This is a genomic window from Paraburkholderia sp. EB58, from assembly GCF_050436665.1.
Classification (GTDB): domain Bacteria; phylum Pseudomonadota; class Gammaproteobacteria; order Burkholderiales; family Burkholderiaceae; genus Paraburkholderia.
The window spans coordinates 77,010-100,087 of the sequence record NZ_JBNDMQ010000034.1 but is presented as its reverse complement, the minus strand read 5'-3'; the positions used below and the strand labels follow the sequence as shown (position 1 = coordinate 100,087).

General features: G+C 62.4%; 23 protein-coding genes. 14 read left to right on the top strand and 9 right to left on the bottom strand.

Features of this window, described 5'->3' with window-relative positions:
* Positions 1–91: 91 nt before the first annotated feature.
* Positions 92–1,213 (bottom strand): murein transglycosylase A, encoded by a 1,122-nt coding sequence (gene mltA / locus P3T40_RS35115; RefSeq protein WP_429272300.1) that lies wholly within the window; start codon positions 1,211–1,213, stop codon positions 92–94.
* 28 nt (positions 1,214–1,241) lie between these two features.
* Here mltA and P3T40_RS35110 point away from each other — a divergent pair, with 28 nt between their 5' ends.
* Positions 1,242–1,376, top strand: a complete 135-nt coding sequence (locus tag P3T40_RS35110) for a hypothetical protein (RefSeq protein ID WP_429272299.1) — start codon at positions 1,242–1,244, stop codon at positions 1,374–1,376.
* A 33-nt stretch (positions 1,377–1,409) separates the two neighbouring features.
* On the opposite strand, the gene apaG is transcribed toward P3T40_RS35110, so the two are convergent.
* Positions 1,410–1,784: a Co2+/Mg2+ efflux protein ApaG gene (gene apaG / locus P3T40_RS35105; RefSeq protein ID WP_074262575.1), complete on the bottom strand. Its 375-nt coding sequence runs from the start codon at positions 1,782–1,784 to the stop codon at positions 1,410–1,412.
* 208 nt (positions 1,785–1,992) lie between these two features.
* On the opposite strand from apaG, the gene rpe reads away from it, so the two are divergent.
* The 8 genes from rpe to P3T40_RS35065 all read left to right on the top strand — a co-directional run bounded on the left by rpe (position 1,993) and on the right by P3T40_RS35065 (position 9,407).
* Complete coding sequence (rpe, locus tag P3T40_RS35100) at positions 1,993–2,682, top strand: ribulose-phosphate 3-epimerase (RefSeq protein WP_429272298.1); 690 nt, start codon at positions 1,993–1,995, stop codon at positions 2,680–2,682.
* Complete coding sequence (locus P3T40_RS35095; RefSeq protein WP_429272297.1) at positions 2,679–3,422, top strand: phosphoglycolate phosphatase; 744 nt, start codon at positions 2,679–2,681, stop codon at positions 3,420–3,422. Before rpe ends, P3T40_RS35095 begins: the two co-directional genes overlap by 4 nt.
* A 389-nt stretch (positions 3,423–3,811) precedes the next feature.
* Positions 3,812–5,305: an anthranilate synthase component I gene (trpE, locus tag P3T40_RS35090; protein ID WP_429272311.1), complete on the top strand. Its 1,494-nt coding sequence runs from the start codon at positions 3,812–3,814 to the stop codon at positions 5,303–5,305.
* Between the two features lie 13 nt (positions 5,306–5,318).
* Positions 5,319–5,912 carry an aminodeoxychorismate/anthranilate synthase component II gene (locus P3T40_RS35085; RefSeq protein ID WP_429272296.1) on the top strand — a complete coding sequence of 198 codons (594 nt, stop codon included), beginning with the start codon at positions 5,319–5,321 and terminating at the stop codon, positions 5,910–5,912.
* 17 nt (positions 5,913–5,929) lie between these two features.
* Positions 5,930–6,961, top strand: coding sequence for an anthranilate phosphoribosyltransferase (gene trpD, locus P3T40_RS35080; RefSeq protein WP_429272295.1), 1,032 nt, complete (start codon positions 5,930–5,932; stop codon positions 6,959–6,961).
* Between the two features lie 19 nt (positions 6,962–6,980).
* On the top strand, positions 6,981–7,766 hold the full coding sequence (gene trpC / locus P3T40_RS35075) for an indole-3-glycerol phosphate synthase TrpC (protein WP_429272294.1): 786 nt from the start codon (positions 6,981–6,983) through the stop codon (positions 7,764–7,766).
* Between the two features lie 34 nt (positions 7,767–7,800).
* Complete coding sequence (locus tag P3T40_RS35070) at positions 7,801–8,427, top strand: CYTH domain-containing protein (protein WP_429272293.1); 627 nt, start codon at positions 7,801–7,803, stop codon at positions 8,425–8,427.
* A gap of 113 nt (positions 8,428–8,540) precedes the next feature.
* Entirely contained in the window at positions 8,541–9,407 is an 867-nt protein-coding gene (locus tag P3T40_RS35065) for a uracil-DNA glycosylase (protein ID WP_429272292.1), read from the top strand.
* 222 nt (positions 9,408–9,629) lie between these two features.
* Here the strand turns inward: P3T40_RS35065 and P3T40_RS35060 are convergent, their stop codons facing one another.
* From P3T40_RS35060 to P3T40_RS35045, 4 genes are all read right to left on the bottom strand, one after another.
* Positions 9,630–10,226 carry an FMN-dependent NADH-azoreductase gene (locus P3T40_RS35060; RefSeq protein ID WP_429272291.1) on the bottom strand — a complete coding sequence of 199 codons (597 nt, stop codon included), beginning with the start codon at positions 10,224–10,226 and terminating at the stop codon, positions 9,630–9,632.
* A gap of 163 nt (positions 10,227–10,389) precedes the next feature.
* Positions 10,390–12,180, bottom strand: coding sequence for a M61 family metallopeptidase (locus P3T40_RS35055; RefSeq protein WP_429272290.1), 1,791 nt, complete (start codon positions 12,178–12,180; stop codon positions 10,390–10,392).
* A gap of 82 nt (positions 12,181–12,262) precedes the next feature.
* Positions 12,263–12,991: a DsbC family protein gene (locus tag P3T40_RS35050; protein WP_429272289.1), complete on the bottom strand. Its 729-nt coding sequence runs from the start codon at positions 12,989–12,991 to the stop codon at positions 12,263–12,265.
* A gap of 147 nt (positions 12,992–13,138) precedes the next feature.
* The gene (locus P3T40_RS35045) at positions 13,139–14,311 is read right to left on the bottom strand and encodes a UbiH/UbiF family hydroxylase (protein WP_429272288.1); all 1,173 of its coding nucleotides are present in this window, start codon (positions 14,309–14,311) and stop codon (positions 13,139–13,141) included.
* Positions 14,312–14,692: 381 nt separating this feature from the next.
* Here P3T40_RS35045 and ychF point away from each other — a divergent pair, with 381 nt between their 5' ends.
* On the top strand, positions 14,693–15,787 hold the full coding sequence (ychF, locus tag P3T40_RS35040; protein WP_429272287.1) for a redox-regulated ATPase YchF: 1,095 nt from the start codon (positions 14,693–14,695) through the stop codon (positions 15,785–15,787).
* Between the two features lie 208 nt (positions 15,788–15,995).
* On the opposite strand, the gene P3T40_RS35035 is transcribed toward ychF, so the two are convergent.
* The 3 genes from P3T40_RS35035 to P3T40_RS35025 form a co-directional block, all read right to left on the bottom strand.
* Entirely contained in the window at positions 15,996–16,757 is a 762-nt protein-coding gene (locus P3T40_RS35035; RefSeq protein WP_429272286.1) for a hypothetical protein, read from the bottom strand.
* 215 nt (positions 16,758–16,972) lie between these two features.
* On the bottom strand, positions 16,973–17,311 hold the full coding sequence (locus P3T40_RS35030) for a hypothetical protein (RefSeq protein ID WP_429272285.1): 339 nt from the start codon (positions 17,309–17,311) through the stop codon (positions 16,973–16,975).
* A gap of 46 nt (positions 17,312–17,357) precedes the next feature.
* Positions 17,358–18,332 carry a glycerophosphodiester phosphodiesterase family protein gene (locus P3T40_RS35025; protein WP_429272284.1) on the bottom strand — a complete coding sequence of 325 codons (975 nt, stop codon included), beginning with the start codon at positions 18,330–18,332 and terminating at the stop codon, positions 17,358–17,360.
* Between the two features lie 331 nt (positions 18,333–18,663).
* On the opposite strand from P3T40_RS35025, the gene ugpB reads away from it, so the two are divergent.
* The 4 genes from ugpB to P3T40_RS35005 all read left to right on the top strand — a co-directional run bounded on the left by ugpB (position 18,664) and on the right by P3T40_RS35005 (position 23,007).
* On the top strand, positions 18,664–19,989 hold the full coding sequence (gene ugpB, locus P3T40_RS35020; RefSeq protein WP_429272283.1) for a sn-glycerol-3-phosphate ABC transporter substrate-binding protein UgpB: 1,326 nt from the start codon (positions 18,664–18,666) through the stop codon (positions 19,987–19,989).
* Between the two features lie 104 nt (positions 19,990–20,093).
* The gene (ugpA, locus tag P3T40_RS35015; RefSeq protein WP_429272282.1) at positions 20,094–20,978 is read left to right on the top strand and encodes a sn-glycerol-3-phosphate ABC transporter permease UgpA; all 885 of its coding nucleotides are present in this window, start codon (positions 20,094–20,096) and stop codon (positions 20,976–20,978) included.
* The gene (gene ugpE, locus P3T40_RS35010; protein ID WP_429272281.1) at positions 20,975–21,820 is read left to right on the top strand and encodes a sn-glycerol-3-phosphate ABC transporter permease UgpE; all 846 of its coding nucleotides are present in this window, start codon (positions 20,975–20,977) and stop codon (positions 21,818–21,820) included. Before ugpA ends, ugpE begins: the two co-directional genes overlap by 4 nt.
* A 98-nt stretch (positions 21,821–21,918) precedes the next feature.
* Positions 21,919–23,007, top strand: a complete 1,089-nt coding sequence (locus tag P3T40_RS35005; RefSeq protein ID WP_429272280.1) for a sn-glycerol-3-phosphate import ATP-binding protein UgpC — start codon at positions 21,919–21,921, stop codon at positions 23,005–23,007.
* Positions 23,008–23,078 lie beyond the last annotated feature (71 nt).

Genomic DNA, 23,078 nt, shown 5'->3' with positions numbered 1-23,078 from the left:
GCCGGGGGGCGACGATCCCGCTGCCCCTGCTAGCGCTGGTGCTGGTGCTCACAACGCGAATCCCCCCAACCCGCAACACCCCACCACCCCATCACGAATTCGGCAGCAGCAACCACATCCGCCCGGCCTGCTTCATCTTGCCGGCCAGATCGCCCGCGTCGTCGCCGAGGCCCCAGAAATAGTCGGCCCGCACGCCACCCTTGATCGCAGAACCGGTGTCCTGCGCAAACACCAGGCGGTTCATCGGCGAATTGGTTAGCGGACGGGTCGTCTGCAGGAAGACCGGCGTCCCCAACGGGATCGAGGACGGGTCGACCGCAATCGAACGCTCCGGTGTCAACGGCACGCCTAAAGCACCGATCGGGCCATCCGCGCCGCCACTCGGAATGTTCTCAACTGACGGCATTTCACGAAAGAACACAAAGCGCGGATTGGTATCCAGCAATGCATCGACGCGTGTCGGATTGGCGCGTGCCCACGCCTTGATGCCCTGCATCGTCGCCTGAGCGGGTGTCAGTTCACCGCGATCCAGCAGCCAGCGCCCAATCGACTTGTACGGCTGGTTATTGGTGCCGCCGAAACCGAGGCGCACGACGCTGCCGTCTTCCATCACCACTCGCCCGGAGCCTTGAACCTGCAGGAAAAACGCTTCGATCGGATCGTCGACCCAAACGAGTTCGTTACCGTTGAGCACGCCCGAGCGCTCGAGTTGCGCGCGGCTCGGCAATTCGCCGCCCGTGCGGTAGCCCGCCGGCCAGCGGTACAGCGCCGTCTGATAGACGCCATGCCGGGTCAGCGAGCCGCGCAACAACGGCTCGTAATAGCCGGTCACGAGGCCGTCGAGCGTGCCATCGGTATTCGCGAACTGGTACGGGGTGAAATAGGCTTCGAAAAAGGCACGCGCGCTGTTCAGGTCCAGATCGTCGATCTGCGCTGCGGCCGCACAAGCGCGCTGCCAGTTCCGTTGACTGGCGAGCCGCAAACAATTCTGCCGCAGCGCAGCGGTCGCGCCGATCAGCGAATCGTCCTGCCAACCCGGCACCTGTTGCCACGCAACCTGCGTGAGTCGCGCAGACGCGATCTGCCCTGGGATGATTGCGGCGCCAGTCGGCGGCCCGGAAGTCCGCACCACGCCGCTACCACCACACGAAGCGAGCAACACCGCAATGGAAAGCGCCCCCAGCCAGCCGGAGACCTGGCCGGCTAACCGCATACAATGTTTGTTCTGAATGGAAACCGCCATGTCTGATCTGTTCGACGAATACCCAGCGCTCATGCTCGTGCCGGAATTGCTGGTCGCGCTTTTCCTGCTCGTTTTCATCGTTGTCTATATGTCGTCCGGCAAGAAAAAAGCAAACCGCGACAAACAACGCTAGAGCAGTTTAAAGACCGCGTGCGGCGCCGCCGGTTCAATGCAGCGTGCGCGGCATGCGCAGGACGAACTCGGGCACCGGCGCTTCGAAGCGCTCGCCGTCTTCGGCGACGCAGAAATACTCCCCGCGCATAGTGCCGACGGGCGTCGCAATCACCGCCCAACTCGTATATTCGAACTGCTCGCCAGGTTTGAGCAGCGGCTGATGGCCGACCACGCCGAGCCCTTTCACTTCCTGTTCGTGTTTGTCGCTATCGGTAATCACCCAATGGCGCGCAATCAGTTGTGCCGGCACCTGACCGCTATTGCGGATGGTCAGCGTGTAAGCGAACGCATACTGACGGCGCTCCGGGTCCGACTCGTCGGGCAGGTACTGTACCTGCGCCGCTACGCTGAATTCGTACTGGCTCATCCTGATTCCGGTCTGGTAAAACGATGTCGTGAAAGTCTGCGAGAGGCCCGGGCGCCAATGCTTTCAGGCGCGCCGGCAAAGGCTCTACTATGGTTCCGCATTCTGGCCCATGCACGGCATGCCCGCAACCGGGCAATCCCATCTGGACAAGGCTTCGAGGCCGGTAAGACGCTAAAATGGTGTTTTCCGCCTACCGCCCGCCCCTGCCATGACGCAATTCCGCATCTCCCCCAGCATTCTGTCGGCCGACTTCTCCCGGCTCGGCGAGGAAGTTCGCAATGTCGTCGCCGCCGGCGCCGACTGGATTCACTTCGACGTGATGGACAACCATTATGTGCCGAACCTGACCATCGGCCCGCTAGTGTGCGAGGCGCTCCGCCCGCACGTCGACGTGCCGATCGACGTGCATCTGATGGTGCGCCCTGTCGACAGGATCGTGCCCGATTTCGCCAAAGCGGGCGCCAACGTGATCAGCTTTCACCCTGAAGGCTCGGACCACATCGACCGCACGCTGTCGCTGATCCGCGATCACGGCTGCAAGGCCGGTCTCGTGTTCAATCCGGCCACCTCGCTGAGCTACCTCGATTACGTGATGGACAAGGTCGATCTGGTGCTGATCATGTCGGTGAATCCGGGTTTCGGCGGTCAGTCGTTCATCCCCGAGGCGCTCGTCAAGCTGCGCGAAGCACGCAAGCGCATCGACGCGTACAACGAGAAGACCGGGCGTGAGATCCATCTGGAAGTGGACGGCGGCGTGAAGATCGACAACATCGCCGAAATCGCGGCAGCGGGCGCGGACACGTTCGTGGCCGGCTCAGCAATCTTTGGCCACCACGACTACACGACAGTCATCGCCGAGATGCGCGCCGAGCTGGCGAAAGTCGGGCAACAGGCATGACGACAAGCGCGACGACGCCGCAGTTTCCCGCGCCCGTATTCACCGGCCCGCGTATCCTCGCGGCGATCATCGACCTCGACGGCACGATGATCGACACCGCTGACGACTTCACGGCCGGCCTGAACGGCATGCTCGCCCAGCTCGACGCGGCGGAAACGTCGCGCGAGGAAGTGGTGGGCTATGTCGGCAAGGGTTCCGAGCACCTGATCCGCAGCGTGCTCGCGCCGCGCTTCGAGACGGCCCACGCGCAGGACCGCTTCGACGAGGCACTCGCAATCTACCAGGAAGAGTACGCCCGGATCAATGGCCGCCATACGTGTCTGTACCCGGACGTCGAAGCCGGCCTGATCGCCATGCGCGACGCCGGACTCAAACTCGCCTGCGTCACGAACAAGCCGCACCGTTTCGCAGTGGAACTGCTGCAGCAATACGGGCTGATCGGCTATTTCAGCGTCGTGATCGGCGGCGACAGCCTGCCGAGAAAGAAGCCCGATCCGCTGCCGATGCTGACCGCCTGCGCGCAGTTGCAGGTCCCGCCCGTGGCCACGGTGGCCATCGGCGACTCGGAAAACGACGCGCTGGCCGGCCGCGCGGCGGGCATGGCAACGCTGACCGTTCCGTACGGCTACAACCATGGCCAGGCTGTACAAACAATAAAATCGGATGGTATAGTTGCCTCGCTGCTCGATGCCGCCAAGGTCATCGCAGCGCACCATGCAGTTCACCATACATCGACCTAACAAGTCCTTCATCCTCATGTTTCTGAACAAAAAACGGAGTCTGAGCAGCATCGACCGGGGAGCCTGGCCCTGGCGTCGCTGGTCGCGCTAACCTCTCCTGAGGTACGCTGAAGCTCGTCTTCGGCACCGTTTTTTGCTTCGCTGCGCTTACGCGCCTTTCCCAGTAGTTTTCGTCGCACCAGTTCATGCGGCCATCGTGTACGCCAAGTACCGTGGTGGCGCGCGCATAACTTGCACGCTTCGCGGGAAAGCTCGCACCGGTTGGCCTAGTCTTGTCCTTAACACGACCAGAGCAGACCAGACTTCGCCCAACCGGCCACGCAGAGAGCGCATCGCCCCGCTTGTCCGACGCACGCCGCGCCCGGACCTATGAACAGGATCGGAACATGATGACCGAACTCGAATTCCAGTCCCTCGCGAACGAGGGCTACAACCGCATCCCGCTGATCGCCGAAGCGCTCGCCGACCTCGAAACGCCGCTCTCGCTGTACCTGAAGCTCGCCCAGTCCGAGCGCAACGGCGCCAACTCCTTCCTGCTGGAGTCCGTCGTGGGCGGCGAGCGGTTCGGCCGTTATTCGTTTATCGGCCTGCCGGCCCGCACCCTCCTGCGCACGCGCAATGGGGTATCGGAAGTGGTGCAGGACGGCAAGGTCGTTGAAACGTACGAAGGCGATCCGCTCGAATTCATCCAGCAATTCCAGGGCCGCTTCAAAGTGGCACAGCGCCCGGGACTGCCGCGTTTTGCCGGTGGTCTGGCTGGCTACTTCGGCTATGACGCGGTCCGTTACATCGAGAAAAAGCTCGCGAACACGGCGCCGCCTGACGATCTGAACCTGCCTGATATTCAGTTGTTGCTGACCGAAGAAGTCGCGGTGATCGACAACCTCGCGGGCAAGCTGTATCTGGTGGTCTACGCCGATCCGACCACGCCCGAAGCCTACACGCGCGCCAAGCAGCGTCTGCGCGACCTGCGCCAGCGTCTGCGCACGACCGTGCAGCCGCCGGTAACTTCTGCCAGCGTGCGAACCGAGACTTACCGCGAATTCGCCAAAGACGATTATCTGGCCGCCGTGCGTAAAGCGAAGGAATACATCGCGGCTGGCGAACTGATGCAGGTGCAAGTCGGCCAACGTCTGACGAAACCGTATCGCGACAATCCGCTTTCGCTGTACCGCGCGCTGCGTTCGCTGAACCCGTCGCCGTACATGTACTACTACAACTTTGGCGACTTCCACGTGGTCGGCGCATCGCCGGAAATTCTGGTGCGTCAGGAAAAGCGTGGCGAAGACCGCATCGTCACCATCCGGCCGCTCGCCGGCACCCGTCCGCGCGGCAACACGCCGGAACGGGATGCCGAGCTCGCCACCGAACTGCTCAACGACCCGAAGGAAATCGCCGAACACGTGATGCTGATCGACCTCGCGCGCAACGACGTGGGCCGGATCGCGCAAATCGGCTCGGTGGTCGTGACCGACAAGATGGTGATCGAAAAGTACTCGCACGTGCAGCACATCGTGAGTTCGGTCGAAGGCAAGCTGAAACCCGGCACCACCAATTTCGACGTGCTGCGCGCCACCTTCCCTGCCGGCACACTGTCGGGCGCGCCGAAGGTCCGCGCGATGGAACTGATCGACGAACTCGAACCCATCAAACGTGGCTTGTACGGCGGCGCGGTCGGCTATTTGTCGTTCACCGGCGAGATGGATCTCGCCATCACGATCCGCACTGGTGTGATCAGCAACGGTAATCTGTATGTGCAGGCGGCAGCGGGTGTCGTTGCGGATTCGGTGCCCGAATCCGAATGGCAAGAGACCGAGAACAAGGCGCGCGCTGTACTGCGCGCCGCCGAGCAGGTGCAAGACGGCCTCGATAGCGACTTCTGACCGGAGACAGACCATGCTGCTGATGATCGACAACTACGACTCATTCACCTACAACCTGGTCCAGTACTTCGGCGAGCTCGGCCAAGACGTACGGACCTATCGCAACGACGAAATCACGCTGGACGAAATCGCGAAGCTCAACCCCGAGCGCATTTGCCTGTCGCCAGGACCGAGCAACCCGCAGCACGCGGGCATCACGCTCGACGTGCTGCGCGAGTTCTCGGGCAAATACCCGATTCTCGGCGTCTGCCTCGGCCATCAGGCGATTGGCGAAGCATTCGGCGGCCGCGTCGTGCGCGCGCAGAGCATCATGCACGGCAAGGTCAGCACGATCGAAACCGACTGCAAAGGCGTATTCGCCGACCTGCCGAAGCATTTCGTCGTAACGCGTTATCACTCGCTGGCCATCGAGCGCGAGTCGCTGCCCGATTGCCTCGAAGTTTCCGCATGGACCGACGACGGCGAGATCATGGGCGTGCGTCATAAGGAACTGGCCGTTGAAGGCGTGCAGTTCCACCCGGAAGCCATCCTGTCCGAACACGGCCACGCACTGCTCGAGAATTTCGTGAAGCAGTCGCGCGCCGCGTCGGCCAGCCGCAACGCTTGATCACCCGAGGCGAAATCATGTCGATTACCCCCCAGGAAGCGTTGCAGCGCACGATCGAGCACCGCGAGATTTTCCACGACGAGATGCTGCATCTGATGCGGCTCATTATGCGCGGCGAACTGTCGCCGGTGATGGCAGCCGCAATCATTACGGGCTTGCGCGTCAAAAAAGAGACCATCGGCGAGATCACCGCGGCCGCCACGGTGATGCGTGAGTTCGCCCGGCACGTGGAAGTGCAGGACAACTCGAACTTTGTCGATATCGTCGGTACCGGCGGCGACGGTTCGCACACCTTCAATATTTCCACGGCGACGATGTTCGTCGCGGCTGCAGCCGGCGCGAAGGTCGCGAAGCACGGCGGCCGCGGCGTATCAAGCAAGTCGGGCAGCGCGGATGTGCTCGAAGCGCTTGGCGTCAATATCGATCTGCAGCCTGAACAGGTGGCGGCGTCCATTGCCGAAACCGGCATGGGCTTCATGTTCGCGCCGAACCATCACCCGGCAATGAAGAACATCGCGCCTGTGCGCCGCGAACTCGGCGTGCGGACCCTCTTCAACATCCTCGGACCGCTCACCAACCCGGCCGGTGCGCCGAACCAGTTGATGGGCGTGTTCCACGGGGACCTCGTCGGCATCCAGGTGCGCGTGATGCAGCGCCTCGGCGCCAAGCACGTTCTGGTCGTCTACGGCATGGACGGCATGGACGAGGTCTCGCTGGGAGCGGCGACGCAAGTCGGTGAGTTGCGCGACGGCGAAGTGCGCGAGTACGAGATTCACCCCGAAGACTTCGGCATGCAGATGGTGTCGAACCGCACGCTGAAAGTGGCCGACGCCGCCGAGTCCAAGCTGATGCTGCTCGAAGCGCTCGACAACAAGCCCGGCGTGGCGCGTGAAATTGTCACGCTGAACGCGGGCACGGCACTCTATTCAGCGAACGTGGCAGCCTCGATCGCCGACGGCATCGAACTGGCGCGCGAAGCGATCGCAAGCGGCAAGGCCCGTGCGAAGGTCGACGATCTGGTTCGCTTCACCCAGCAATTCAAGCACTAAATTCTGTATCGAGAGACCTATGAGCGACATTCTGGAACGCATCATCGACGTCAAGCGCCAGGAGATCCGGGCGGCGGAACTGAGCGCACCGCTCGAGGAACTGCGCCTCGAAGCCTCTGCGCGCGACAAGCGCGACTTTGTCGGCGCACTGCTCGCGAAACATGCCGCCGGTCACGCCGCGGTGATCGCGGAAGTGAAGAAAGCGAGCCCGTCCAAAGGCGTGCTGCGCGAGCATTTCGTGCCGGCAGACATCGCCCGGTCGTACGCCAAACATGGTGCGGCCTGCCTGTCCGTCCTCACCGACGTGCAATTTTTTCAGGGCAGCGCTGCCTATCTGGAAGAAGCACGCGCCGCCTGCGATCTGCCGGTGCTGCGCAAGGACTTCATCATCGATCCCTATCAGATCGTTGAAGCGCGCGCGATGGGCGCCGACGCTATCCTGCTGATCGCCGCCGCGCTCGAAACCTCGCAAATGCAGGATCTCGAAGCATTTGCGCATTCACTGGGGCTTGCGGTGCTCGTTGAAGTGCACGACAAAGACGAGTTGATGGAAGCGCTCACGCTAAAGACCCCGCTGATCGGCATCAACAACCGTAATCTGCGAACCTTCGAAACGTCAATCGAAACCACCATTGGAATGCTCGAATCGATCCCGGCAGACCGCATCGTCGTCACCGAGTCGGGCATCCTGTCGCGCATGGATGTGGACCGCTTGCGCGAGATGGACGTGCATACGTTCCTCGTCGGCGAGGCGTTCATGCGCGCTGAAGAACCGGGCGCGGAACTTGCGCGGATGTTTTTCTGAGCTTTGATTCAGGCTAACTGGAAAAACGACCGCCATGGGAATGGAACGCGAAATCAAGCTGGCGCTGCCGGCTGACCAGGTGAGCGCGGCGACGCGCTGGTTCGTCGCGCGCACCGGCGCCGCAGGGCAACCGGTTCCGCTCGCGAATATCTACTTCGATACGCCGGCTTTGACGTTGGCGCGCTCGAAAAGCGCGCTGCGCCTGCGGCACACACCGGACGGCTGGCTGCAAACTTTCAAGACCGCCGGCAATGCCAGTGCCGGAATGCATAGCCGGCACGAGTGGGAAATGCCTGTGGCAGGCGAGGCGCTCGAGCTCGAGACCTTGCTGCAGGCCTGCGACGAACCCACGGTGGCGGCCGCGCTGCGCGGGGCCGCGCCGGATCTGATCGAGTTGTTTCGCACGAATTTCACGCGCACGCTCTGGCAAGTAGCCCACAACGGCGCCACGGTTGAAGCGGCGATCGATCAGGGCGAGGTGATTGCCGAGGTCAACGGTGAGACGCGCCGCGCGCCGATTCTCGAGGTCGAGCTGGAGTTGAAGAGCGGTGACGAAGCTGCGCTGCACGCACTGGCGGACGAACTCTGCGCCAATGTGCCTGGGCTCGCGCCGGACGATATCAGCAAGGCTCAGCGCGGATATCGACTACGGGAACAATAAGCGCCTTTGCGACAAAGCCGATATTGAGCGGGCGGGCGCCAAGCTTAATGCCCGATCCCATCCCCTGACTCGCGTCTTGAGCTACACCCCGTTTGCTGCGACACTTGCGCGTCATGACCTCCGCCTCCCGCACCCGCTCTCCGTCGTCGCAAGCCTCGCTGTTTGGCGACGAGCCGTCCGACCGCCTTGCTGCACCGCAAGCGCCGTTACCGCAATCCATGCAACCCATTCAATCCACGCAATCCACGCAGGCGACACCTCCGCCCTCTCTCGAAGCCCAGTTCGACGCGCTGCCGCCCGCGTGGCGGGCGCATCTGCGCCCGTTCACGGACAGCGATGCCTACGCGCCGCTGTGTCGCTTCGTCGACGGTGAGCGTGCCGCCGGCAAGACGGTGTATCCCACCGACGTGTTCCGCGCCCTGCGCCTCACCAGTCCGGATGAAGTCAAAGTAGTGATCCTCGGCCAGGATCCGTACCACGGCGAGGACCGTGGCACGCCCCAGGCGCATGGACTGGCGTTTTCCGTGCCGCCGGCGGTACGGCCGCCGCCGTCGCTGCGCAACATCTTCAAGGAGATCGCCGCCAGTCTCGGCCACGAGCCGCCGGCTCACGGTTGCCTCGATGCCTGGGCGAAACAAGGGGTGCTGCTGCTGAACACGGTGTTGACCGTCGAGCGCGATGCAGCGGCGAGCCACGCGAAGCGCGGCTGGGAGAAGTGCACCGACACGCTCATCCACGAACTGGCGACCCGCCACGATGGCCTGGTGTTCATGCTGTGGGGTGCGCACGCGCAAGCCAAGCGTGCGCTGCTCGGCGGCAAATCGCATTACGTGCTGGAGGCGCCGCATCCGTCGCCGCTCTCGGCGCACCGCGGCTTTCTCGGTTGCGGGCACTTTGCATTAGCCAATGCGTACCTGACCGAGCACAACCGCCAGCCGATCGACTGGCGCCTACCCGATGAGGCGCAAATGCTGGCTTAACGACGTTTGTGCGCGCAGTACAAGTGTGATCACCCGGCCGCTCGGCGGCAACGCAGCGCAACCCGAAGCGGCAACGACAAGACAGCGCACAAACAAAAACGCCACGGAAGCCAATTCCGTGGCGTTTTTTTATACCCGCAACGTGCGACGCTTTGAAAACAGCCGCATCGCCACGGTCAACCATCAACAGAAGAGATCCGCGTCGCGGTCCTCTACCGCTACTTAAGCAGCAGCGATCGCTTCGCGTGCGCCCGCCAGAGCGGCGCTAGCTGCGTCCGGGCCCATGTTCAGGCCTTCAGCGTAGATGAAGCTGACGTCAGTCATGCCGAGGAAACCGAGGAAGCTCTTCAGGTAAGGGGTCTGGCTGTCGTGCGGGGTGCCAATGTACTTGCCGCCGCGTGCCGAAACCACGAACACCTTCTTGCCCTTCACGAGGCCTTCCGGACCATTCGCCGTGTACTGGAACGTGATGCCAGCGCGTGCGATGAAGTCGAAATACGTCTTCAGTTGCGACGAGATGCCGAAGTTGTACATCGGTGCGCCGATCACGACGACGTCGGCGGCTTGCAGTTCGGCGATCAGCGCTTCGCTACGTGCAGCGATAGCAGCTTGTTCCGGGGTGCGTTGGTCAGCCGGCGTGAAGAACGCGCCGAGGACGGCGTCGTCGAGGTGGGGCAGCGGTTCAGCTTGCAGGTTACGGACGACGACTTGCGCGCCCGGATTCGATTGTTGCAGCTTTTCGGTCAGCTCGTTGACGAGCAGGGTCGATTGAGCGCCTTGCGAGCGGGCTGCCGAGTTGATTTGCAGGATCGTGGTCATGGTTGACTCCAGTTGGGGCGCGCAGTGTTGCGCGAGTGGAGGCATTGTGTTTCTTTACTCGTCCGCGAAAAAGCCATCCCGCAGCGACGGATTGTTGCAAGGGTAGAACAATCCGCCGCCCAATTTCCCGATTTAAGCAGCCGCCAACCGGATTTCGCCGCTGTCACCCAGCCAGCCAGCGCTCGCGCCAGTTGCGCGCGGCCGCGCGCTTGTCGGCGACGCTAAGCGTGTAACGCGACACCTCAGGGCCGTCCAGCTTGACCTGCGCGGTGCGCAGCTCGTCGCGGCGGAACGCGTGCACTTCCACTTTCGCGCCCGGCAGGTAACGCGAAAGCAGCGCATCAAGATTCGCGCCTGTCACGCGCAGGCCGTCGATCGCCACCAGCACGTCGCCCGCCGACAGGCCGGCTTTCTGCGCCGCGCTGCCGTCGTGCACGGCGGCGAGCGTGCAATCCGCCCCGCCGCGCAGGCGTGCGCCCAGCGACGGTTTGGCGTTCCTGTCCGGCTCCGGCGCGAGCGCAATGCCGAACGGCTCGAGCAGCGTCTCGAGCGGCAGGTCGCGCGTGCTGCGCACCGCCTGCTCGAACAGCGCGCCCAGCTCGGCGCCGGTTGCCTCGGCAAAAATCGCCTCGATTTCGTCCTCTGCCACGCCGACCGGCTTGCCGCGATAGAAGTCACGCCCGAAACGCTGCCACAGCAGACGCATCACATCGTCGAGCGATTTACGGTTGTTGGTCTGCGCACGAATCGTCAGGTCGAACGCCAGCGCAACGAGCGAGCCCTTCGTGTAGTAGCTGACGATGGCGTTCGGCGCGTTCTCGTCCTGGCGGTAGTATTTGACCCACGCGTCGAACGAGCTTTCTGCCACCGTCTGCTTGAGGCGGCCACTACCGCGCAGCACGCCACCCACCACCTTGCCGAGCAGCGCGAAATACTCTTCCGGCTTGATGAGGCCACTGCGCACGAGGATCAGATCGTCGTAGTAGGACGTGAACCCCTCGAACAGCCACAGCAGCGAGGTGTAGTTTTCGCGCGTCAGGTCGTACGGCGCGAAGGCGGCCGGCTTGATGCGCTTCACGTTCCACGTGTGGAAGTATTCGTGGCTGCACAAGCCAAGGTAGGTCCGATAACCTTCCGTGATCTGCGGGCGGCCTTCAACCGGCAAGTCGGTGCGGTTGCAGATCAGCGCCGTCGAAGCCCGGTGTTCGAGGCCGCCGTAGCCGTCGCTCACGGCTTGGGTCATGAACACATAGCGGTCGACCGGCGCTTTCTTCGACTTCGGTTCGAACAATGCGATCTGGGCTTCGCAGATGCGCTTCAGGTCGGCGGCGAGGCGCGCCATATCGAGCGCCACGACACGGCCGGCAATCACGATATCGTGCGGCACGCCGTGCGCCTTGAAGGTCGCGAGCGCGAACTCGCCGAGCGTGACCGGATGGTCGACCAGCTCATCGTAGTTCTGCGCGCTGTACTCGCCGAAGCTGTAGCGCTTCGTGCCGCGCGCCTCGGGCAACGCTGTCGCGACGCGCCAGTTCCTGTAAGCGGGGCCGGCGGGCTTCTGGATATCCACGAGACACGGCGCGACTTCGTGGCCCACCGCCGCGAGGAACACGCTGGTGCCGTTGAAGAAGCCGGTCGTATCGTCCAGATGAGCAGCCCGCACCGACATGTCCCACGCATACACCTCGTAGCGCAACGTCAGCGCGCCATTGACCGGCGCGGCCTGCCAGGTGTGCTTGTCGGTCTTTTCGATGCGCACCTTGCGGCCGGCCTCGTTGAACGCGCGCAGCGTCACGATGTTGCGGGCAAATTCACGCACCATGTAACTGCCCGGGATCCACACCGGCAGCATGAAACGCTGACCGGCCGAATCGGGATCGGTGACAGTGACGGTGACTTCAAACAGGTGGGCAGCGGGTTGCTTCGGAACGATGCTGTAGCGGATCGGCTTCATCTGCGAGGGTGGTTATAAGAATGAGGGTGCCCGAAACGGCAGGAGGCGCAAAGTGCGCCTCCTGTCTGACGATGTGCGGTGCTTAGTGCACTGCGGCAAGTTCCTTGTCCAGCCGGTCGGCCGGCACAGCGCCCGGCAGGCGGCGGCCGTCGGCGAGGAATACGGTAGGCGTGCCGTCCACGTTCATGGCGTGACCGAGGGTGAGATTCTTGTCAATGGCGGCGGTGTCGCAGGTGCCAGCGGCGGTCGGCGCCTGATGGTCCTGCATCCATGCTTCCCAAGCCTTGGCGCGATCGGCCGAGCACCAGATCGACTTCGACTTCACCGCCGAATCCGGCGACAGCACCGGGTACAGGAAAGTGTAGACGGTGATGTTATCGACCGACTTCAGCGTGGTTTCGAGCTGCTTGCAATACGGGCAGTTCGGATCGGAGAACACGGCGATCTTGCGGCTGCCGTTGCCCTTCACCACTTTCACCGCGTTCGCAAACGGCAGGCTCGCGAAGTCGATGCGGTTGGTTTCGGACAGACGCGCCTCGGTCAGGTTCTTGCGGGTCTTCGCATCGACGATATCGCCGAGCACCAGATAGTCGCCGTTGGCGTCGCTATACACGATCTGCGTGCCGAGGTTCACCTCGTACAAGCCGGCAATCGGCGACTTCGAAATGCTCTTGATGGTCGCATCGTCGCCGAGGCGCGCCTGCAAGGTGGTCTTGAGCTTGTCGGTGGCCTGGTCGGCCTGCGCGGAGCAACCGAGCGTCGCAACGGCCACGGTCAATGCGAGCGCGGCGATACGGAAGTGCTTTTTCATACTGAATTTCCTGGTTCATTCGAACACGCGTCACGCGTCTTCGATGTGTACGTCTCGGACAGGCGTGCGGCCCATCCGTTCATCATACTCGTGCGCCGCCGGCCTGACGCAGCGGGCCCGGCCGTCGGGTCGGGTCGGACATAACCCCTACCCCAGCGCCGCCGAGACGAGCCAGCGCTTGAGCAGCGGTTGCGCGCCGACGAAAGCCATGCCGGTGTTGCGCAGCACGCGGGCAACCGGGCCCGGTACGGAAAAGAGCTTCTGCAAGCCGTCAGTGGCGACCATCAGCGCGCGAATGTCCTCACGGCGCGCCCGTTCGTAACGGCGCAGCAGCACGGTATCGCCGAGATCGCGGAATGCTTCCTTGCCGGCGATCGTGTCGGCCAGCGCTGCGACGTCGCGCAGTCCAAGGTTCATGCCCTGGCCGGCAAGCGGATGGATCAGATGCGCCGCGTCGCCCACCAGCGCGACACGCGGCGCCACGAGGCGATCGACGGTTTGCAGCGCAAGCGGAAAGCCCTTCGCGGGCGTCACGCAGTCGAGCGCGCCCACCTGACCACCGCTCACGCGCTCCACTTCTGCCGCAAGCTGCTCGGGATCGAGCGCGAGCAATTCGTCCGCATGCTCGGTGCGCGCCGACCAGACGAGCGAGACGTGTCCCTCGGGCAGCGGGAGCAACGCAATGATCTCGCCGTCCTTGAACCATTGGTACGCCGTTTCACCGTGGGGCTTTTCGGCCTTGAAGTTGGCGACCACGCCGATCTGTTTGTAGTCGCGGCGGATGACCTTGGAGCCGATCTGTGCCCGCACCCACGAATGGGCACCGTCCGCGCCGACCACCAGATCCGCTTCGAGCACCTTGCCGTTGGCAAGGCCGATAGTCGCACCGTCCGGGTTGACGTCGAGCCCCTGAGCGCGGGTGTCGATCCACTCCAGATTGGGCTGGAAGCGCAACGCAGCGTCGAGCGCGCGCTCGATCAGCGACGACTCCGCAATCCACGCCAACTGCGGCACGGACGCCTGAAACGCCGAAAAATGAAGCTCAGCGTGAGCGTCGCCATACACACGCATGTCGTAGACGGGGCCGAGCCGCGAGGTATCGAGCGCCTGCCAGACCCGCAGCCGCTCCAGCAGGGCCTGCGAACTGGCGGACAGCGCGTAGACCCGCGAGTCGAACGTCGCGCCAGCCGGCAGCGGTGCGCAGGGCTGCGCGAGGAGCGCCACGCGCAAGCCGCCTTGCGTCAACGCAAGCGCCGCAGTCTTGCCGACGAGTCCGCCGCCGATCACGGCGACGTCAAAGGTCTGAAGGTGAGCAGTCATGCTCGCATTATAGCTGCGGGGGAGGTGCCGGGGCCGGATCGAGAAATGCGCGATTTCGGCCCGTTCGCGGGCGCCATTCAAGAGGTTTACGGGGAACGCCGTGGCTCGCAAGCGCATCGGGCAGCCCGGCGGCGACGACGCCCCCAAGGCGTCAAGCGGGGCCAGCCGCAGCCCGCCCGCGCGAAGGCGGCGGCGGACAGGGTTACAATTGCGGTTTTCGGTGATCCACGTCATACACACGACGTGCCGCCTGCGCTGCGATATCCGCTGGCGTCCAGCTCGTTCGGTGGACACTGCCCGGCGCGCGAGGCCGAGCCACAGGGGCTGTCCGTGCGCCCCGGTCGAAAAAGCACGTCACCACCTGATTTCTAGAGAAACCCCATGAGCCTCAAATGCGGCATCGTCGGCCTGCCTAACGTCGGCAAGTCCACCCTGTTCAACGCGCTGACCAAGGCGGGCATTGCCGCCGAAAATTATCCGTTCTGCACCATCGAACCGAATGTCGGCATTGTCGAAGTGCCGGACGCGCGCCTCAAGGCGCTCGCCGACATCGTCAAGCCCGAGCGCATTCTGCCGGCCGTGGTGGAGTTCGTCGATATCGCCGGCCTCGTCGCCGGCGCGAGCAAGGGTGAAGGGCTAGGCAACCAGTTTCTCGCCAACATCCGCGAAACCGACGCCATCACGCACGTGGTGCGCTGCTTCGAAGACGACAATGTGATTCACGTCGCCGGCAAGGTCGATCCGCTGTCGGACATCGAAGTCATCAACACCGAACTGGCGCTCGCCGATCTGGCCACCGTCGAAAAGTCGCTCACGCGTTACTCGAAGGCCGCCAAGTCGGGCAACGACAAGGAAGCCATCAAGCTCGCCGCCGTGCTGGAAAAAGTTCGCGCGCAGCTGGACCAGGCCAAGCCGGTGCGTGCGCTCGACCTGTCGGATGAAGAGAAGGTGCTGTTGAAGCCGTTCTGCCTGATCACCGCCAAGCCGACCATGTACGTCGCCAACGTGAAGGAAGACGGTTTCGAGAACAACCCGCATCTGGATGCGGTGCGCAAGTTCGCGGACATCGAGAAGGCGCCGGTCGTCGCGGTGTGCGCGGCCATCGAAGCGGAAATCGCCGATCTCGACGACGAGGACAAGCAGGTGTTCCTCGCCGACCTCGGCATGGAAGAGCCGGGCCTGAACCGCGTGATCCGTGCGGGTTTCAAGCTGCTCGGCCTGCAAACATACTTCACGGCAGGCGTGAAGGAAGTGCGCGCGTGGACGATCCATATTGGCGACACGGCACCGCAGGCTGCGGGCGCGATTCACACTGACTTCGAACGCGGCTTCATCCGTGCGCAGACCATTGCGTTCAACGACTATGTGACCTACAAGGGTGAACAGGGCGCGAAGGAAGCCGGCAAGATGCGTGCGGAAGGCAAGGAATACGTCGTGCACGACGGGGATGTGATGAACTTTCTGTTCAACGTGTAAACGTCGACACGTAACTTCGGATTGCGGCAATAGCTACTAACCCCTTGGAAGCGGTCCTTTTCAAGGGGTTTTTTTACGTATGGACGATCGGCGAAACCAGTAATACCTCGCGAAACATCAAAAGCCTCGATGGAATTGCCACGACAAAAATGAAATGCCCTGCGCGATGCAGGGCTTTGGCGACTGAGGTAGCACCGGCCCAGTGATATCAGTTGGTCAGTTGATTAGTCAACAACGAGCCTAGGTCCTGTTCGCTGAACGTCAGCGTCTTCCAGGTGAAGTACCCAGCGCGCTCGAACTGCTTGCGTCCCACCGACGCCTGGCTCTCGCATATGGCTAAGACCTTTCCCGCCCGCTTTGACAAGTGATATTGCATCTGTATCAACTCCGCCTCAAGCAATCGCGTGGTGCCGGTAGCGGCGACGATGATGATAGGTTCACCGGCGTGGACGATGTGATCGGCAGTCATTCCACCGGCGAATGGAAGGCTCACATCGGAATCGACCTTCACGCCTACGTCCCGCGCTACCTCCATCACGATCCCAGCAAGTTTCGCCTTAAAGTCACTAAAATGCCGCTCCGAACGCGAAGTAGCAATCGCATAAAGTTGTTGTGCTGCTTCCGCGACTCGAAAAATGTAAGGCGCCACCAGTTTTTGGTTTGTACCGGAACAAACTAGTGTTTCGTCTTCCGTCAGGCTAACGGTGCCTAACGATGACAATTCCTCGAGCCAGCGTTTCATTGGCTCCGATTCAATGTCGCCGCCGGCCATCGAGGCGTAGAACGCAGCCTCACCATTTTCGTCGACGGTAAAACTGCCGTCCGCCGCCGGACGCACCCGAACTACGACCTTGTCTGCCGTGCCCGGGTACTCGATAGGCGTAACAACCCGCTGCACCCCGTTCTCGTCAGAATAGACGTCAAAGAGGGAACAAATTGAGCGCTTTATGTCGTCCTTCAGAAGTTCCATAGGTCGGGTTGGACAGGATCCTGATTGCCCGCAAGCGTGATGCCACAGGCCTCGCAAAATCGATTCACAAGCTGCTGGCGGTCACTGTCGCTTCTGGGGTCCAGTAGCAGCGACCCTGACAGGCCCAACTCGGGCGCGCCTACAAGGAATCGATTGGTGTAGTTTAGTTCAGTTTCACATGGGACTTTACAGTGGATTCCCTTGTGACTGGGATGTCAGTGGAATTCGAATATGACGCCCAACGCGTCCTGCGCGAGATCACACATAAGATAGCCGTAGAACGATGCATCTGCCAACGTCTCGCCATCTCGCCACAAAAATAACACCTGGTGGTCGACGGAGACCCGGATCAACTTCGTAGCATGCATACGACTCCCCCCCATCTTACTGAATGGCTTGGGCAGCTTGCCGCGCTTCATGGGTTGAAACGTTGGCACTTCCGTCAGTTTCTTCGCAGCGGCCTTATGCGCTGCCAATTCTCGTGGTGTCACATCACCCCCAATTGCCTGTTCGACCTGACCCAGCCGTGGATGGGCGCAGCGAGCAATCGCCACTTGCCCTCTTCTTCGCTATGACCCTCGCGAGCAGGTCGCCAGTACGTCAGTGCGCCTGCCCCGTCGGACACCGCAACGGCAACCCGATCCCAGCCCGAACCTCCGCCATCTTCGCCGGCGAATCCGACAACACCGCATCCATACCGAGACACGCCGCTACGCGGTAATCATCCGCGCTATTTATGGCAATCGCGACGAGCTGCACGTCTGGCCGCTGCCGGAAACACGCCACGGTCGCGGGGGTCCACAGGGTCGCGTTCACCTCCGAGCGCCCTTCCCCCAGCGTGAATTTCTCCACCACCGTCACCGTCCGATGCAACTCAAACGCGGCCGAACTATGCTCAGCCGGCGCATCAATACAACCCTCGTTGAGCAGCACGCGCACGAGCCGGCCCCGCGTCGCATCTCGTGATTCAAAGATCTTCGCCTGCGGGTAAGCAGCAAAACTTCGTTGATACTCGGCCTCAGTCGAATACAGCGTCACGCGTGACCATGCATTTTCCTCGCTCAGCACTTGCGCGACCGCCTGGGTCTGCGGCTCGGCAGGCAGGGCTTTCATATCGAGGATCACCGGCATCGTCGCCGGAATAGCGCGCAACGCTTCGCGTAGCGTAGGAATCCCAACCGACCGATGGCGATACGGATACGCATCAGCCCCCTCGGCGCCGGCCTGGCGGAAATTCCACCCGGCATTGACACGGGCAAGCTCCGCCGCCGTGCGCGCGGACACCGGCCCCTTAGCATCTGTCAGTGCCGCAAGATCCGCCGGCCGGTACAGCACCGGCACACCATCCTTACTTAGTTGTACGGTCAACCACATCGCGTCGGCGTGATGCTTGAGCGCAAGCCGAATCGCCTCAAGCGTGTTCTCCGGCGCATCGCCGGTGCCACCACGATGAGCGACGATCCGCGGCAGCGCCGTCTTCGACGCATCGACAGAGGCCGCGGGAGGAACCGCACAACCGGATATCAATGCCGAACAGAAGGCGAAAACTAACCCAGCGCAAAGCAAACGAGGCATCTGGACTCCTGAATGGAACGAACCGGACTGGAGCACCTATCTTAAGGTCTACCAATCTCAAAGCAAGGCAGCACACGCGGATCCGGCCGGAAAAAAACCCTGCCACAAGCATCGGAGCAGCCTCAGCACCCGCCTCTCCCGCTTCACTTCTGTTTCAAATTTGCCAGTGTTACATTGCGGCTTCCGGCGCCGCTGAAGCCGGCTGCTGTCGATATCAGAGACCCCGGCAGGCACGCCCCCAAGAGAATAACGCTCAACTTATGACTGTCATCGAGTCCAACTAGAATCGCGCAACCCTGGGCTACGTGCCTTCCGACCAAGGAGACCATAGATGAGTTGCAAACCCCTGTTCCGTACGCTCGCCGTGGCGGCAGTTTTCGCCGTCGGCGCTAATCAGGCCGCTCAGGCCGCGACGGAAATCCAGTTCTGGCATGCCATGGAAGCGGCTCTCGGCGAACGCCTTAACGTCATTGCCAACGACTTCAACGCTTCGCAGAGCGACTACAAGATCGTCCCTGTCTTCAAGGGCTCCTACGACCAGACGCTGGCGGCCGGCATTGCCGCCTATCGCAGTGGCAATGCGCCGGCGATCCTGCAGGTCTACGAAGTAGGTACCGCCACGATGATCCAGGCCAAGAAGGCGGTCATTCCGGTGTCCGATGTATTCAAGCAGGCCGGCGTGCCGCTCGACGAAAAAGCCTTCGTGCCGACCATCGCGAGTTATTACAGCGATTCCAAAACCGGCGAACTCATCTCCATGCCGTTCAATAGCTCGACGCCGGTGCTGTACTACAACAAGGACGCGTTCAAGAAGGCCGGGCTCGACCCGAATCAGCCGCCGAAGACGTGGGACGAGTTGCGCAAGGATGCGCAGAAGCTGAAGGCGTCGGGCATGTCGTGCGGCTACTCGTCGGGCTGGCAGAGCTGGATTCAGCTCGAGAACTACAGTGCGTGGCATGGCCTCCCGTTTGCGACGGAGAACAACGGCTTCGACGGCGCCGACGCACAACTCGAGTTCAACAAACCGCAGCAGATCGCGCACATCCAGTTCCTGCAGGACATGGCGAAGGAAGGCACGTTCAGCTATGTCGGCCGCAAGGACGAACCGGTGTCGAAGTTCTATAGCGGCGACTGCGGCATCATCACGAACTCATCGGGCTCGCTTGCCAACATCAAGAAGTACGCCAAGTTCGACTTCGGCACCGGCATGATGCCCTACGACGCCATCGTGAAGGGCGCGCCGCAGAACGCCATCATTGGTGGCGCGAGCCTGTGGGTGCTGTCCGGCAAGGATCCGCAAGTCTACAAGGGTGTAGCGAAATTCCTCGCCTACCTGGCCACACCGCAGGTTGCGGCCAAATGGCATCAGGACACCGGCTATCTGCCCATCACCACCGCCGCGTATCAACTGACGCAGCAACAGGGCTTCTACGAGAAGAACCCCGGCAGCGACACTGCCATCAAGCAGATGCTCAACAAGCCGCCACTGCCTTTCACCAAGGGCCTGCGTTTGGGCAACATGCCGCAGATCCGTACGATCATCGACGAGGAACTCGAGCAGGTTTGGGCGGGCACGAAGACGCCTAAGGATGCACTCGACTCCGCTGTCTCACGCGGTGACGAATTGCTGCGACGCTTCGAAAAAGCAGGTAGCTAAGCTTACCGGGTGCCCCGCAACTTGGCGCGCATCGCGCCAGGTCCCCAATCAAGGGGAAGAGAAAATCCTCGGGGCGCCCGACGCTTTTAAAGAGGGATATCCTAATGGAAAAGCGATCCCGCTTCGGCACAGGCGCACTGCCCTATCTGCTGGTCGGTCCGCAACTCGCGATCACGTTCGTGTTCTTTCTTTCGCCGGCCGGCGTGGCGTTGTGGCAATCCACACAAAGTCAGGACGCGTTCGGCACCTCGAGCGAATTCGTCGGCCTTGCCAACTTCAAGCAGCTTTTCACCGATCCGCTCTATCTGGCGTCGTTCAACACCACGCTGATTTTTAGCGCCCTCGTCACCGTCAGCGGGCTCGTCATTTCGCTGCTGCTCGCCGTCTGCGCCGATCGCGTGACGCGTGGTGCGAAAACCTATCAGACGTTGCTGATCTGGCCGTACGCGGTCGCGCCCGCAATCGCCGCCGTACTGTGGTCATTCCTCTTCAATCCGAGTATCGGACTTGTGACCTACGCGCTCGCCAAGTACGGCATCGTCTGGAATCATGCGCTCAACGCGGGCCAGGCCATGTTTCTCGTGGTGCTCGCATCCGTCTGGAAGCAGGTCAGCTACAACTTCCTGTTCTTCTACGCGGGCCTGCAGGCGATTCCGCGCTCGCTGATCGAAGCGGCCGCCATCGACGGCGCCGGGCCGGTGCGGCGTTTCTTCGGTATCGCGCTGCCGCTGCTGTCGCCGACGAGCTTCTTCCTGCTCGTCATCAATCTGGTCTACTCGTTCTTCGACACCTTTCCGATTATCGATGCGGCCACCGGCGGCGGCCCGGCCCAATCCACCCGGACGCTGATCTACCGCATCTTCGCCGAGGGCTTCCAGGGCCTCGACATCGGCAGTTCGGGTGCGCAATCGGTCGTGCTGATGGTGATTGTCGTTGCGCTGACCGTGGTGCAATTCCGTTTCATCGAGCGGAGGGTCCAATACTCATGATCGAGAATCGTCGCGGTTTCGACCTGTTCTGCCACGCCGTGCTGATTATCGGCGTCGTGCTGGTGGTGTTTCCGGTGTATGTCGCGTTTTGCGCGGCCACCATGAGCGAGCACGAAGTCTTCACGGTGCCGCTTTCGCTCGTGCCGAGCACCCATCTGTTCGAAAACATCGCGACCGTCTGGGTGCACGGCAGCGGTAACGCCGCGAGCCCGTTCGGCCGCATGCTGCTGAACAGCCTCGTGATGGCGCTGGTGATTTCGATCGGCAAGATCGCCATCTCCATGATCTCCGCCTACGCGATCGTCTTCTTCCGCTTCCCATTCAGGAATCTCGCGTTCTGGCTGATCTTCGTCACGCTGATGCTGCCCGTCGAAGTCCGCATCTTTCCGACCGTGCAGGTCGTGTCATCGATGCATCTGTCCAACACCTATGCCGGGCTCACGCTGCCGCTGATTGCCTCGGCCACCGCCACGTTCCTGTTCCGGCAGTTCTTCATGACGCTGCCCGACGAACTGATGGAAGCCGCGCGCATCGACGGCGCAGGCGCCCTGCGCTTCTTCTGGGACATCGTGCTGCCGCTGTCGAAAACGAATATCGCCGCGCTCTTCGTGATCACCTTCATCTACGGCTGGAATCAGTACCTGTGGCCGATCCTGATTACGAGCCAGCAATCGCTGACCACCGCCGTGGTGGGTATCAAGAGCATGATCGCGTCGGGCGACACGGCCACCGAATGGCATCTCGTGATGACCGCGACGCTGCTCGCCATGCTGCCGCCGCTCGCCGTCGTGCTGACGATGCAGCGCTGGTTCGTGCGCGGTCTCGTGGACTCCGAAAAGTAAGCCGGCCACGCAACCAGCTGATGAACTGGACAACCTCGCGGCGACACGCAGCCTTCAGGGCAAGCGTGTGACCGCGGAAGAAAACAAAGGCGGATGGAATGGCTGCATTGACGCTAAAGGGCGTAAAGAAAAGCTACGACAGCAAACAGTTCGTGCTGCATGGAATTGACGTGGACGTCGCCGATGGCGAGTTCGTCGTGATGGTCGGGCCTTCGGGCTGCGGCAAGTCGACCCTGCTGCGGATGGTGGCAGGACTCGAGAGCATCTCCGAGGGTACGATCTCGATCAACGACAAGGTGGTCAACCGCCTTGAGCCGAAGGACCGCAACATCGCGATGGTGTTTCAGAACTACGCGCTTTATCCGCACATGAGCGTCGCCGAAAACATGGGCTACGCGCTCAAGATCAGCGGTGTGGAGCGCGCGGCGATCGACCGCCGCGTGCAGGCTGCCGCGCAGATTCTCGAACTCGAAGCGCTGCTTCAGCGCAAACCACGCGAACTGTCAGGCGGGCAACGGCAACGGGTGGCGATGGGCCGCGCGATTGTGCGCGAGCCGGCCGTGTTCCTGTTCGACGAGCCGTTATCGAACCTCGACGCCCGGTTGCGCGTGCAGATGCGCCTCGAAATCCAGCGCCTCCACGCCCGTCTGGCGACGACGAGCCTCTACGTCACGCACGACCAGATCGAAGCGATGACGCTCGCGCAGCGCGTGATCGTGATGAACCGCGGCCACGCCGAGCAGATCGGCGCACCGACTGAGGTCTACGAGCGGCCGGCCACGGTGTTCGTCGCGAGCTTTATCGGCTCGCCCGGGATGAATCTACTGGAGGGCCGCGTGTCGGATGATGGCGCCACCTTCGAAGTCGCCGGCAATGGACCGAAACTGCCGCTCGCGGATGCGCCGAACGTCGGTCGCGAAGTGGCGCCCGGGCGCGACTGGGTCCTCGGCATCCGGCCGGAACATATGACGCCTGGGTTGCCCGACGCTCCGCACGTGACCCTGACGGTCGACTCGTGCGAGCTGCTCGGCGCGGACAACCTCGTGCATGGGCGCTGGGGCAAACATGATGTCACGGTGCGCCTGCCCCATGCGCACCGGCCGGCTAACGGCGAAGCGTTGCCGGTAGCGCTGCCCGCGCAACATCTGCATTTCTTCGACCCGGCGAGCGGCAAGCGGGCGAACTGAGCCATTGCGCCGCGGCGGCGCCAGCGGCGCCAGCGGCGCCGCAATACGATGTGTAGAATGAGCCGCAGCAC